10 protein-coding genes and 1 pseudogene are annotated in these 14,431 nt (G+C 40.2%); 6 read left to right on the top strand and 5 right to left on the bottom strand.

Annotated elements, in window-relative coordinates; genetic code table 11:
- Positions 1-2 precede the first annotated feature (2 nt).
- Positions 3-839: a ThiF family adenylyltransferase gene (locus VF06_RS29570; RefSeq protein WP_099068946.1), complete on the top strand. Its 837-nt coding sequence runs from the start codon at positions 3-5 to the stop codon at positions 837-839.
- Between the two features lie 166 nt (positions 840-1,005).
- Here VF06_RS29570 and VF06_RS29565 read toward each other — a convergent pair whose 3' ends face one another.
- The gene (locus VF06_RS29565) at positions 1,006-1,725 is read right to left on the bottom strand and encodes a response regulator (protein WP_099068945.1); all 720 of its coding nucleotides are present in this window, start codon (positions 1,723-1,725) and stop codon (positions 1,006-1,008) included.
- Between the two features lie 754 nt (positions 1,726-2,479).
- On the opposite strand from VF06_RS29565, the gene VF06_RS29560 reads away from it, so the two are divergent.
- On the top strand, positions 2,480-3,649 hold the full coding sequence (locus VF06_RS29560) for a hybrid sensor histidine kinase/response regulator (protein ID WP_099068944.1): 1,170 nt from the start codon (positions 2,480-2,482) through the stop codon (positions 3,647-3,649).
- A gap of 464 nt (positions 3,650-4,113) precedes the next feature.
- Here the strand turns inward: VF06_RS29560 and VF06_RS29555 are convergent, their stop codons facing one another.
- A complete protein-coding gene (locus tag VF06_RS29555; RefSeq protein ID WP_099068943.1) occupies positions 4,114-4,440 on the bottom strand; it encodes a hypothetical protein in 327 nt (108 codons plus the stop codon).
- A gap of 253 nt (positions 4,441-4,693) precedes the next feature.
- Here VF06_RS29555 and VF06_RS29550 point away from each other — a divergent pair, with 253 nt between their 5' ends.
- Positions 4,694-8,065, top strand: a complete 3,372-nt coding sequence (locus VF06_RS29550; RefSeq protein ID WP_099068942.1) for a hypothetical protein — start codon at positions 4,694-4,696, stop codon at positions 8,063-8,065.
- A gap of 78 nt (positions 8,066-8,143) precedes the next feature.
- Here the strand turns inward: VF06_RS29550 and VF06_RS29545 are convergent, their stop codons facing one another.
- A complete protein-coding gene (locus tag VF06_RS29545; protein WP_099068941.1) occupies positions 8,144-8,425 on the bottom strand; it encodes a hypothetical protein in 282 nt (93 codons plus the stop codon).
- Positions 8,426-8,669: 244 nt separating this feature from the next.
- Between VF06_RS29545 and VF06_RS29540 the strand changes: the two genes are divergently transcribed.
- Entirely contained in the window at positions 8,670-9,062 is a 393-nt protein-coding gene (locus tag VF06_RS29540) for a hypothetical protein (RefSeq protein ID WP_244917946.1), read from the top strand.
- A 264-nt stretch (positions 9,063-9,326) separates the two neighbouring features.
- On the opposite strand, the gene VF06_RS29535 is transcribed toward VF06_RS29540, so the two are convergent.
- Together VF06_RS29535 and VF06_RS29530 are read right to left on the bottom strand one after the other, a co-directional pair.
- Positions 9,327-10,037: a hypothetical protein gene (locus VF06_RS29535; RefSeq protein WP_099068939.1), complete on the bottom strand. Its 711-nt coding sequence runs from the start codon at positions 10,035-10,037 to the stop codon at positions 9,327-9,329.
- 50 nt (positions 10,038-10,087) lie between these two features.
- Positions 10,088-10,552, bottom strand: coding sequence for a GNAT family N-acetyltransferase (locus VF06_RS29530; protein WP_099068938.1), 465 nt, complete (start codon positions 10,550-10,552; stop codon positions 10,088-10,090).
- A 385-nt stretch (positions 10,553-10,937) separates the two neighbouring features.
- Between VF06_RS29530 and VF06_RS29525 the strand changes: the two genes are divergently transcribed.
- The gene (locus tag VF06_RS29525) at positions 10,938-11,351 is read left to right on the top strand and encodes a hypothetical protein (protein ID WP_099068937.1); all 414 of its coding nucleotides are present in this window, start codon (positions 10,938-10,940) and stop codon (positions 11,349-11,351) included.
- A 254-nt stretch (positions 11,352-11,605) separates the two neighbouring features.
- Positions 11,606-14,204 (top strand): annotated as a pseudogene (locus tag VF06_RS43635) (Tn3 family transposase); the annotation flags it as partial.
- Positions 14,205-14,431: the final 227 nt, after the last annotated feature.

The following is a 14,431-nucleotide window of genomic DNA, read 5'->3' as shown; positions in this document are numbered from 1 at the left end:
CTATGGAGCTAAATCTTGATTTGGCAAATGCTTCTCCTGTCGTGACTGTCAACTACTCGAAGATAGAACTGTGGCTAGTTGGATGCGGCGGTACTGGTTCTTGGTTGGCTCCTTCTTTGGTTCGGTTAGGCAGAGTTCTTTTTCAGCAAGGTAAACAGGTGAAACTCTACTTTGTTGACCCCGATCGCGTTGAGTCAGCTAACGTTTTCCGCCAGTGCTTCTGTGATGCAGAAATTGGACTCAACAAAGCCAAAACGCTGGCGCTGCGCTACTCCCTGGCTTGGAAGATGGAAGTTACAGCGATCGCTCAACCTTTCCAACCCGAATGGATTCTCCCCAGTTACAATACTCTGATTGTTATCACTGCTTGCGTAGATAATGCCAAAGCCAGAGAGTCAATTACTCAAATACTTCAGCACAACACTCATCGCACTGCGCCTAACATTTGGCATTTGGATTGCGGTAACTCCAAGCGTAGTGGTCAGGTACTATTAGGTTCTCATCTGTCTACTAACCCCAATGACTATGATTTCGAGGCTTTAGGCTGCTTTCGCTTACCTGCGCCAACTATACAGCAACCCGATCTACTGGTGTCACAACCAGAAGAATTGGCAGACAACAACTTGTCCTGTGAACAAGTGGCCTTGCTCAATAGCCAGTCCTTGAGCATTAACCAGCGAGTTGCTACGGAAGCCTTTGATTATTTGTTGCAATTGACGACGGGGAAACTACGACGATTTGCTACTTATTTCGACTTAGAAAGTGGTAGCGGAAAATCCCTGTATACAACGCAAGTCAGTATTATGCAGGCGATTGTCCTCGGTCACTCCTGTGCGTAGGCGTAGCCCGCACTTCTGGTGCGTCCGCTGTTGCTAACTTGCTTCTCCGTAGGAGTACGATAAAGCTACTTCGACTGCACTCAGTACAAGTCAGTGACCGTCGTAGACATCGCTCCCCTCTCAAGTTAAGAACTAAGCACTGTACAGTTGCTTCTGTACAGTGACTTCAATTGAGTAAACCAGCCCGCAACGCTAATACAGCTGCTTGGGTGCGATCGCTTGCACAAAGCTTGTTCAAAACCCCACGCACATATACTTTTACACTTCCCAAGCTGAGATAGAGTTTCTGAGCAATCTCGTTATTGCTATAGCCTTGGACAATTAGCTCCAAGACTTGCAGTTCCCGATTTGTCAGTGGATCTGCTTGTAGAATACTTGCTTGCTCTGGGTCAATTGCAGAGATCGTCACCGTCTGAGTAGCATTCGGTTTTACCACAGCCACCGTTCCTTGACGAGTATGCTTGAGAACAATACGAGCGATCGCTGGATCAATCCAAGACTGACCTTCATGGGTGATATGCAGCGCTTCCAGCAACAACTCGAACTTAATTGTCTTCACACAGTAAGAGTCTGCCCCGGCTGCAAACGCTGCTAGTACCATTTGCTCTTTAGCAAAGGAAGTGAGCATCATTACTTTTGTCTGTGCTGCTGTTTCCGACATTAGAGATTCCCGAAACTGCTGCACCAGCCATATTCCGTCTCTATCCGGCAAGCCAATATCAACGATCGCTATGTCTGGTTTTGTACTTTGGAGCAGTTTCAACCCATTGGAGGCTGTAGCTTCATCACCCACGACTTGAATACCTTCTTGCTCGTTGAGAGAACTACGCATTCCAATCCGCGTTAAGCTATGGTCTTCAATAATTGCTACTCGAATATCTACCATCATTTACCTCAGCAGCTTGGTAACTATACTTTTTTAACTGTCGAATATGGTTTCAAGGAAAGGATTACTCCATTGGACGAAAAATTTTAGCTATTCAGCCAAAATGTGGCTATTGAGATGGAAAGCGGCATTTCAATGTTATTAAACCTCATCCAGATTGAAACCAGTAGTTTTTACAGTATTGGTTGAAAAGTTCATATATCATGGGCTACATATCTCAACTGGCTGTTGAAAAAGCTCCAATGTTCAAAATGGACATCATTTAATCTGAAAATTCTCTGAAAAAATCTTCCCAAAGTATAAAAAAATATAAAAGCACTGGGGTTAAACTGAGACTAATACAGTTTATTCTGACTTGTGTCCACATCACACTTACAGGAGGATGTAGCTTATTTCTAAGCTAGAACTCTGGCTCTTACACATAACATAGCCAAATTAACAATTTGTAATTACGAATTAGTAATTACGTTATGGATGGAAAATTAGACCCCAACCATAAGGTTGTGACCTGTAAAAATGGGAGACTATAAGCAGTTTATTAATTACAAATTACGTACCTTGTTTCTCGCTGGAGGCGAGTATTACGAATTAGTAATTATGTTGAACAATGCCTTGAGTTTTAGAAAAGTTTGATGAATGTTAATCACTGCGTAGTGGTCAGCATGGCGCTTGAAATTGCACTTTTCCCAACGAAATTTAGCTTGACTACTCTATTTCTCTACTCGGAAGGGATTAGGTTTATTAAAGGCGTTTTATGAAAAACACTTTATCTTTGAATATAACTTCAGAACAAAGAAACCAAAGAATTTTGCTGGTGGATGACTCAGCTGACAGCCTCCGCTTGCTGCAAGTCACTTTAAAGCTGAAGGGATACAACGTGACCATAGCCGACAGTGGTGCTGAAGCATTGGTAAAAATTGCCGAATCTCCTCCCGATTTGGTAGTGCTTGATGTGGTGATGCCGGATATGGATGGCTATGAAGTTACCCGGCAAATTAAGCACAACTCAAACTTACCTTTTATCCCAATTTTGCTGGTGACAGGTTCTGAAAAATCAAGTGTCGTTAAAGGTTTAGATGCAGGTGCAGATGAATTTATTCGCAAGCCTGTAGATAAGAAGGAATTACTGGCCAGAGTGCGGGCTTTGTTGAGACTGAAACACAGTATGGACGAACAACTGTTCCTCATTCAGCGACGGGAAGATTTTGTGACCCGTCTCACTCACGACCTGCGAACTCCGTTGATAGCTGCTGACCAATTCCTAAAGTTGCTACAAAGAGGTGTTTTTGGTAATACTTTATCAGCAATGCGTGAATCTTTAGAACAAATGGCTCAGAGTAACCAAACTTTGTTGTCAATGGTCGATACCTTGTTAGAAGTTTACCAGTATGAAGCTGGAGGCAAAACTTTGGATTTTTTTGTAGTTGACCTGTGGGAATTATGTCAGCAGGTAGTGCAAGAACTAATGCCTTTGGCTAATGTTAAACATTTAACTCTCAAAGCTGTCTTGACAGAGGGTACTGAAGCTTCTTTAGTTAGAGTTAAAGGCGATCGCCTGGAACTACGCCGACTTCTCACTAACTTAGTTGGTAACGCCATTCGCTTCAGTGATGCTGGGTCAGTAGAAGTTCGCCTCAATTCCACTGTTCAAGGGGTAACGATTGAAGTAGAGGATACAGGTATTGGCATGAATCCAGAAGAACAATTACTCTTATTTGATCGCTTTCGACAGGGTAAGCATCAACGTCGGGGGAACGGTTTAGGATTATATTTGTCCCGTCAAATTGTTGAAGCCCATCAAGGGAATATCTCTGTTTCATCGACTGTAGGGAAAGGCAGTATTTTCACAGTTTATTTACCAATCAGAATTCAGGAGTCAGAATTCAGAATGAATTCTGTACGAGTGGCGGATAGCGCAGCGTAAAGCCTTCTCTTCTCCTTCTCCTGTCGGAGACGCTGCGCGAACGGAGACGCTAACGCGAACCAGAGGCAACGCCTTCGGCATAGCAACTCTTAGAGAGGCTGCCCCAACGCTTAGAGCGAGTCCGTGACTCCTGCCCAGAAAGCAAGCTACGCGCAGCGTCTCGTAGAGAGCGTCTGAATAAACGGGTTTAAGTCCCCCGCCAAGTTCAAAATTTGGTGGTGTAATAATCAAGTGGTGGTCACTAGCTTTGTCGTACCACTTCGTGGAAGCAAGCTACGCGCAGCGTCTCGTAAAGAAGTGTGGGTCTAAATCCCCCTCTGCACATACATGATTATCATTCTTATTAAGAATATCTTGAGTATTTTAACTGATTGACAAAAGGCGCTTGTTCTTAATCTCTCAGCGATGACTATATGCTTGGTCCCAAAAAATCGATCTGCTAAAAGTGGATGCTCCCGGAAGTTTTACCAAGATTCATCTGGTTCAGGTGGACGCCAACCACGAGTAGTTGAACTTTCATCACCTAGTCGATCAATTGCCCCAGGATCGCTATTCAGGAATTCATCTAAATCTTCATATCCACTTGGATAATAAGAACCTGATGTAGGTTTGATAGGATTTTCCTTAATTATTATGCTTTCACCAGATTTCAGATGAGCATATTCGGGGTAATGCTCATCTTGGGATATATCATCAGAAGGAGTGATCAACTCATCTCCTGGCGAATCTGGGTCATCGTCATAAAGCATTACTAATAAACCATCTTCTAGCCGTTGAATTCTTTTATTCATAAAATCTAGTGGTAGCTTAAAAATTGTGTAGCTTAAGTAACACAGTGTAACAATGATAATACGCTTAAAAAGCGCTGTTCAGCTACTTAACTTTCTTGGAAGTCTAATATCAGAGCTAATACCGTATAAAATACCGCCTGCCATGAAATCAGTAAATTATCCAGTTGGATGATTTTATCGAGTGTAATTTCGTGCCAAGGTGAATATTAGAGTTTCATGCTTGCTAGATAAGCTATCTAATAGATTATTGGTAATGGATTTAACCACTAGAGTCTTAGAAGGTTCTGGTTTGAGCATACCTATCTTTGATGGGTCGTATAACAATGGTAAGGGGAGATATTTATCTGAACCAGAAATCATTAAAAATTCTCTGCTCGAACAGATGTTTGAAGCAGAAGATTTACAATCTCTACTACTGGTTAAAATTGACAGTAAAAATCCAGATGCCAACCATTTAAGACAAAGAACCTTTCAGGATGGAATCCGACGCAAGTTAGCTTTCAGTTCTGGCAATAGTTATTACTTTGCTGATGGTTCACTGCATAAAAAAATTAGACGCTTATTCGCTACAGAACCGGATACTGCCTGTCGCTATGGTTCTTTACTAGTTAGTAATTGCTACAAAGGCTCAGAAACTTTTACAGGGCTGCGAGTTAAAATTGTGGACTTTGAAGATCCACAGTATGCTCATTATAAAACAGGAGACTGTCACGGCAAGATTTCGCCCCAACTTGCCAAACAATTGGGAGGAGAAGGCAATTGTCCATTCCAATTTCGGTTTGCCTGGAGGAGTAATTGGGCTGAACCAGATAATTCCGAGTGTCCAAAAACCAGCTTCTTATCCAAAGGTACTTTCCTACCCGATGCGAATTTGACTGATGCTCAAGGCTACGACATTATTATGGATCGTTCCTCAATTAAAGGCATTAAAAAGTCAGAACTCAAAAACTTAATCCCCTGCGGTGACTATGAGTTTCCCCAAGCGGTAATCGGTAATCGAGGTAACGCCAAAGCTACCAGCTACGATAATAGTTGGCAGTTTACCATTTGGTACTCAGAAGAAGCAATCAAACAAGATTTGAGCAAACCCACTGAAGAAAAAGCTAGAGAACTTGCCGAGTTACAGCGCAATCCCTTGGTGTTGGCAAAATATATCATCCAACAATATGACAAACAACAGCGATCGCAGCAAGAGCAATCTGAAGAAGCTTTTAACGAAATTGAGGGTAATGCTAACAATCAAGCACAGGAATCTCGCTGGATTTCCTTATTACGCAGCGATAAATATGGTCAATTGATTGAAACCCCCAAATTCCGCAAGTTTGCCACCGATTACATAGCCAATCAATGGCGGGATTTAGCGATTAAGGGAGGATACAACCATAATTCGGGTATGGCAATGCCATGCGATCGCCTAACTCGTGGCACAATCTGTGTACCCCATCTACCGGAAGGAGATGTCATTCTCACCCGTTATCCCATCGTCAACTCAGACAACATCCGCCTCTACAGTAACATCCACGATCCAGAATTAAAGAAAACTCGCAACGTAGTTTGGATTCACCCCAAGGATGCTGAGGAATACCATCAAGCCGATTTTGACGGCGACCAATTAATGGTCAGCCCTGCTAGTAAACTGCCTAATATTGCTCAAGAAACTCTTCGCGCAGGTGAACCGGGACGATTTGAGCCAGTTAAACAACGCCCTAAGCTGGCGTATACGGAAATTACAGATGAAGAAGGCAACTTAAAATACAAAAATTTAGCAGAGATTGCTGCTGCCAGCAGTCAAAATAAAGTAGGGCTGGTAGCAACAAATATTGGGCGTGTACAGTCATCGATGCCCCAAAATGGTGACAATGTGGAGCGATTTGGTAGACGACAAAGGAAGCTACTAAACCGCCTATTTCAGGCACTTCAGGTTGAGGTAGATTCGCCCAAAAGTGCAGAAAGATTGGAAGATATCAAGGAAATAGGTGGGGAAAATTTGCTCGCCGATGCCAAAAAATGGTCAGAGTCTCACCCCAGTTACTTTTTTGACTTTAAGAAAGATGAACGGCTTTATCGCTCCTTTGCCATGCCTGCGGATGCTCCCGGCTCAATCAACGTCATTGCAAAAGTTGTAGTCAATCCTTTGTGGGAACCAACACGCATTCGCAGCAGAGATAGGCATGAGTTTCGCTACCTGTTTCCTAAAGAGACGCTATCTGTAGATGCCTTGGAATGGGCAGAAGAACTGAAAACAAGGTTTCAGCAAGCTAGAGACGAAATTAAGGAACGGGTGGGAGATGACAGGGAAGCCTTTAATGAGGAACTAGGAAAGCTCTACGAAAGCTATCGGGCGGAAATTGATGAATTATTCACCAGTCCAGAAGAGAGGTTTGTAAATCCTGCGGACAGGCTCCGCCAATGCGTAGCGTCTCGCACAGAAGGCGCAGCAGCGCTGTGGCACACACAACATACCCGTCCAGAATTAGATCGGCATCGCAAAGACTGTTTAAAGCTGGCAGAACAGATGGAAATTACGTTTTCGTTTCAGCACGATTATGAACTGCCAAGCGTTGCATTACCACAGGATATTTATGTTTTGAGTGTTCCTTTCGGTGCAGGTGCTATTAAATGGAAAGAATCTTTAGAACAAAAAGGAATTAAATTTGATGCCACGATTCATCCTCAATTACCTTTGATTGAATTTGCTTTGAAAGACTTATCCCCCAAAGTAGTTGATAAATTAGCAGCTAAATTTGGTGAAAACATTAACGATTTAGATGAACTTAATATCCCCAAGGATTTGAGAATTATTTCTCCAGCAGATCATAGTTGGGCAACATCACGTCAGGATTCAGGTGTTGGTGCTTTGGCATATAACCTGTTTACAGAGGAAGTATGTCAACAGCTTCAGGATTTTCAGTTTGATGAAATTAAAGTGTTGGGTATCAAATACAATCACTTTGCTAATGAAAACTTTGCTAGTCAGCAATGGAAAAAGCGCAGCGTTACTCTGGAAGTAGGAGTTTTTGAGTTACCCGAATCTCATCCAGAGTTTTATCGTTACAACGGTACACCGATATTACAGATTGATGGTAAGAATTTAGGCACTTTTGCTCCTGACAGTCCGAAACTGCCAATTGGTGCTACATTTGCCGCTACTTTGCAACCAGATGGCTCTAGTATTATCCTCAAGGTTAATCCTGAATCAATCAATCTGCCAGAAGTTCCATTACCGGAATCAGAACCAACGTTAGATACTGCTGGACAATTCCGAGATACTCAGCGTGAATTCTGGCGTAAAGAAATGTTTGATAATTTGGTAGGGGCGATCGCTACTACCTACGCACAGCGACAAGCCAATCAATCTGCAAGTAATGAAATTGAGCAGTTTAAAATTGGTAGCCATTGGACTGCTTATGTGCAACCCAGTGGTGATTTTATTGTGCGAAATGAAGGTAAACGGACAATTTGTCGAGGTAATCTACAGACGAGTGAGGAGATATTTCCACTTTCAGAAGAACGTGCGAGTGAGCTAGAAGTGATGATTTTAGAAAGGGAACGATTACTTCACAGAAAACAGGAGTTATCACATAATAGACACCATGTTAGCAGTCAGGATATAGATTTGATTTAAATTTATGGAATAGTTCAGCCAGTAAAAATCAATTAAAATCCTTATTTATGCTTAAGTTTAGTTGAGAAAATATGGCTTTCAAATACAAATTAATTCCCCAATCAAATTCGCTGCTCGCTCTCCATATTTTTGCTGAACGGCACTCTTATATGGCAATTTAGCTTCGCTCAAAAAGTCGCGGATAAATAGAGATAAGTTAAATCCTCTCTTCGAGTCAACATATTCTACTAGTTCAATATTAAATAATGCTTTGAATTCGTCTTCTCTTTGTTTGAGCGCTGAATATTTAGTTAAGTTGTTTGAAGAGAAGATTGGGCTGGCTGCCTCATTAAACAGTTTCTCCATTAAGCGATCTCTCATATTTTTCTCTATACTTCTGTGCTAAATTTTACTTTAATATAACTTTAAGTTGTGTAACACATTAGACATCTCTAAAATAGTATATTTTGTGGTAAAAGAACATAATAATAAGTTTTTTGACACCAAAATATGAGCGACATACTGAATCACATTGAGGAGAATCCTAAAGAAACAAAGCGGTTAATTGGTATAAAGTATAAACACAGTGTCTTCTTGGTAACGTCTGACAAAATGAGTGATAATCATGATTGATTTACTGTCTAAGGATTTAAAGCATTCGGAAAAATATAAAGGCTGCATTATTGATGTGTGGCGTGATGATAGGCGTTGCTGCTACTTGGCTGAATTATATGCCCCGGTACGCAACAGAATGTTGATGCAACAAAGGCAAGCCTTCTCAGATATTCATTCGGCTCTAGCTTATATGAGGGAACAGATCGATAAATACTATTCGCAAGGTTGGCATAAAGGCTGCATTATTGACGTGTGGTTTGATCTGCGTCTTGGCTGCTACTTGGGTGAATTATATGTGCCTGTGGAGGATTTAATGGTGCTACAAGAAAGCCTACCATTCTCAGATATTCATTCGGCTTTAGCTTATATGAGGGAACAAATCAATAAATATTACTTGAAATGAGGTCAGACAGTGAGTGAAACAACCAAAGTCTACACAATCGTCAAAAACGATTTAACCCTTGTAAATGTCAGCGCTCGCAATGCTGTGGGGAAGTATTCAGTCCATATCAGTAGTTGGCTATTATCATTCCAAATCTCACAGTGCATATCTGACTCAATATATTCGTTGCGGTTTTAGTCCCACCTCTGGGCAAAGTGATATTTACTCATTCCCTCAACTCCTTAATAAACGCATCAATAGCCAATCAAAAAGTACTTTTCTTTACTAAATTATCAATTCAGATGCTGGAGAACAAGGTAATGCAAAAAATATAATACTTTGATAAAAAACCATTTTTAGCGCCCAACCTTTATCTTTAAATTTATGTATTTGATAGTAAAAAATATTAGGATGTCCTCCTTTCTTTTCTAGCCCTAATTCATTAAATGCTTGACTAGAACGAACTAAATAATCATGCTCTGGGTTTAAAGATAAATCAGGCATTAAGAACTTTGGACTTTTAATAATGCACTCTCCCTTCCACTTGTCTTTATAGTTTGATTCGTGATAATAAAGAGCATAAGCAATAGATTTAATCACTTGATCAATGCGTTCTCGTTCGTAAGCGATAGCTAAAGTTTTGCCTGGAATTAACAAGTCTCCATGCATATAAGGCATTACCACTGGTGTAGACCTAGAGAAAATTAACTTTCCTAGTGATGCATTTTGCCTGACTAAAACGTTTATCCACTTAGACATCAGCAAAGAAAAAGCTAAATCGCTGTTGTCAGAGTGCATAATAATTGACACGGCTGTATATTCATCATCTTTGGAACGCCCAGTATTATGTTTTTCACAGGATGGAACTGTAATTAAATTTTTTCGATAATCAGGGCTACCAGAGGGTAAATCTTTCTTTTTCGGGAAAAAACATTTAGGTGGAGTGTGTTCTTTAGTAGTTGCAATTTCATTACAATAGTAACAGATATGTTTCATAAAATTTAGTACTAATTGAAAAAATATAGGTAGGGTGGTACATCTGAATATTATGACCATGAGTCAAGCAATTTAGGTCTTTTAACCATCGCTCCACCTTCCTTTACAAATCCATACTTGGCGTACCAATTTGTTAATTCTTCTTGGTTTAACCAAACACCGCCCGCACCACCAGGGTCTGCAAAAAGGGATACTGGTAAATTTAATTTTTCACCATTTTTAATAATTTTACGAAGCAAATATGAACCCAAACCCTTAGCTTTATCTTGGTCACGGATAACCTGTAATTCATGTACCCATAAGCTTGTTTGTCCGCTTACATTTTCAATACTTGTAAAAGCAAAGGCGATACTTTTTTGATTTTCATTTCTTAGCTTCCATCGTTTATACAAAGAATAATTTATTTCAATTTCGCCTTGAGAGTCTTTTTTCTCTACTTTTTTAAGTGTGTACAGCAGATTAATGTGTAAATCTCGCACAAACCGCCTAATCTTGTACTCAACCTTGTTATCCATAGTAATTTTAGAAGGTAGGGCAAGACAACGCTTTTATTACCTCCAAGGCAGGATCGCGCTGCATTATATTGATTACCCTTGGTATTACAGCAGTCCAGTCCACATTAATAGCTACTTTAGATCATTTTTAATAGTACTATAGTACTATTAAAATTTCCTTAGCTGACCTAATCTAAATCCCTACCTCAATAGTGGGGTTAATTTTGGCGTTGACAGGCAATTTTGATAGCAAAACTGATATCACTCTAAAAGCCATCTGTAATTAGCTGACTCTTGTTTTAGGGTAGATGTTGTAGTGTCATGTCATGGGACAAAACACTCTAACCCCTACAGATGGATGCAGTTTGTTCTATTATTGGGTAGACAAGTCTAGTCAAGTCTAGTCATGAGCCGACCACAATTAAACATCAAATTTGATGGAGAGGGCGAGAAAGAACTACTTGAGGCTGTAAAGGCACGAGCGCAAGATGAGCGTATTTCTCTTAAAGAATTTGTGTTGGATGCGTTGAAGAATCGTCTAACAGTTCCTTTGCTTGTTCAATCTACCCAAGCTAAACCAACTATTAGCAAGGTAGAGGTGGATGAGTTGAAACGGCGTATAGCTAATAATCAGATAGGCTTAATGGGGGAAATTAGGAAAGACAGAGATCAGATTGCAACTCTTGCAGCAGCGATCGCTCTGATTGAATCGCGTCTGGATGTTCTTGATCCTCCAGGTGAAGATAGTCAGGCTAGACAGTCTAGACATGGATGCGAAGAAGACTGTGAACCAGGAAACAGAGCTTGGGACACGGCGTAAATAGAAGGTTCGTGTCATCAGGTGCAGCCTGTGGCTAGAACATTTGATATATATGGATTCTAGCCTCTGAATGACTTTTCTCTCTTAGCCCCCTTTTTGCCCCTAATTCATAAGTTTTCTAAATATATATTTTTTGAACATTTGACAAATAGCCTAAAGTTTGTAATGTTGATTAATTTCTCATAGTGCAACAATCTTTTCTCATACACTTGCTTGAGAAATACTCAGGCTTTCAAACGATGGGAAGAAGATGAATGGTCAAGCCAAATTGGGACACAGAAGAACTAATTGAAAATTGGACACTTCTGCCAACGGAATTAGAATTAGTCAGAAACAAAGTCGGCGGTAATCAGATTGGATTTGCTCTGTTATTAAAACATTTTCAGATTTTTACCTGTTTTCCTGACGAAAAATCGTCTATTCCCCAAATTATTATCTCTTACATAGCAAATCAACTTAAAATTCCTGAAAGCTCATACTCAGATTATGATTGGCAAGGACGAACCGCAAAAGTGTATCGTGTTGAAATTCGTAGTTTATTTAATTTTAGAGTAGCTACCGTCCAAGATTCAGTAGAAATGAGCGACTGGCTAATTAAAGAAGTATTACCTCACGAACAAAAGTTTGAATCACTCGTTGAAAGTGTCTATCAAAGATGGAGAGAATTGCAAATCGAACCGCCCACATCAGGAAGGATTGAGCGTTTGATTCGTAGTGCTATCAGTCAGTATGAAAGTGAATTCTGCTATCATACACTTTCTGTGTTATCAAAAGAAAACCTGGCTGAAATTGATATTCTCTTAATCACAGAACATTCTCTGAATGCAGAAGAAAAACAGGATTCTCTGAAACTAAAAACTTCTGATTTTGCCTTTCTCAAAACAGATCCGGGGCCTGTTGGCTTAGAAAGTTTCCTAACTGAAATCGAAAAACTCAAACGGATTCGCGGTATTGGTTTACCCCTTGACTTATTTGCAGGAATATCACCCAAACTAATTAAAACCTACCGTCATCGGGCGGCTACAGAAACTCCTTACCTTTTACGACAACATCCCCCGGCGATTCGCTATACTCTGATGGCAGCATTTTGTGTTCAACGCGCTCAAGAGATTACTGATAATCTCATCGAATTACTAATGTCAATTATTCAACGAATTGGGACAAGAGCGGAAAGGCGGATCAACAAAGAATTAGTCTCGGACTTTAAAGAAGTAACCGGAAAAACTAATATTTTATTCCGCATTGCAGAAGTAGCTGTAGCTGAACCTTCGGGAGTTATTGAAAAAGTTATATATCCTGTAGTTTCTCAGAAAACTCTTAGAGATTTAGTGGCTGAATATAAAGCAACTGGTACAGCTTATCGTCAAAGAGTACATACTGTAATGCGTTCTTCTTTTGCGAGTCACTATCGACGGCTGATTCCTCAACTATTAGAAGTCTTAGAATTTTGTTCTAATAATGACATTCATCGCCCTGTAATTCAGGCATTAGAGCTACTAAAAAAATATGCTCAAAGTAAATCCCGATATTATGACAACGGAGAAACTATACCGATTGATGGAGTCCTCAAAAGTGGTTGGAAAGAAATTCTCTTAGAAAAAGATTCTGATTGGCAAAGATAGAATCAACCGAATTAACTACGAAATTAGCGTTTTACAAGCTCTGAGAGAAAGACTCAGTTGTAAAGAAATTTGGGTAGTAGGAGCATCTCGTTATGGTAATCCAGATCATAATTTACCTACTGATTTTGAACAACATCGTCAAGTCTACTATCAGGCTTTAAGCCTTCCATTAGATGTAGAAACTTTTATCTCAAGCTTACAAGAACAAATGGCACAGGGGCTAGAAAAATTAGATAAAGGAATGCCCAAGAACCAAGATGTTACTATTATCGGGAAGAAAGGTCAAAGTTTTATTAGACTTAGCCCTATAGACCCTGCACCTGAACCCATTAATCTTAAACAACTCAAGGGAGAAATTAACAAAATTTGGGAGCATACCAGTCTTTTAGACATTCTCAAGGAAACGGATTTAAGAGTAGATTTTACCCGTAACTTCACAAGTATGGGTGCGAGAGAGATTATAGACAGAGAAACACTACAAAAGCGATTATTACTGTGTCTTTATGGCATGGGAACTAATACTGGATTAAAGAGAATTAATACAGGTATTAATGGCGAAAACTATCAAGATTTACTTTATGTACGTCGTCGGTATATCCACAAAGACCAGTTACGCAGTGCAATTGGTGATGTTATTAATGCTATCTTCTCTATTCGCTTACCTCATATTTGGGGAGAAGGAACTACTACTTGCGCCAGTGATAGCAAACATTTTGGCGCATGGGATCAGAATCTTCTAACCCAGTATCATCTCCGTTATGGGGGTCGAGGAGTCATGATTTATTGGCACGTCGAGAAGAAATCTACCTGTATCTATTCCCAACTTAAAACTTGTTCTAGTAGTGAGGTAGCAGCCATGATTGAAGGAGTTTTACGTCACTGTACTAATATGAATGTGCAGAAAAACTATGTTGATAGTCATGGTCAAAGTGAAGTGGCGTTTGCCTTTACTCACCTATTGGGATTTCAGTTAATGCCCAGATTGAAGCGGATTAAGGTACAAAAGTTATATCGTCCTTACGTTGGACAAAGTGATGCTTACCCTAATCTACAACCGATTCTGACTCGCCCAATCAACTGGGATTTGATTCGTCAACAGTATGACCAAATGGTGAAGTTTACTACTGCTTTAAAGTTGGGAACGGCTGAAACAGAATCAATTCTCAAACGGTTTAGCAAAAATCCCTTTAAACATCCAACTTATCTTGCATTATTGGAATTAGGCAGGGCGAACGCATCTAAATGTAGTACATGCTTACTAAAAAAGCTTGGTCGCGTGTGTCAGGGAGGTTGAGCGATCGCTCATTGATGGTAGAGTCATAGTAAAAGTAGAACCTAGCCCCAACAAAGCGTGAAACTCAAGGCTAAAATTACCATTGCCGACCATTTTGCTGTGATGTCAGATCCAAGAATAGATCGCACGAAGCGGCACAAGTTAATTGATATTTTGACTATTGC

This window comes from Nostoc linckia z4 (assembly GCF_002608075.1).
Lineage (GTDB): Bacteria > Cyanobacteriota > Cyanobacteriia > Cyanobacteriales > Nostocaceae > Nostoc > Nostoc linckia.
Note: the sequence above shows the minus strand (reverse complement) of the source record. Positions and strands in the feature narration are given on the sequence as shown.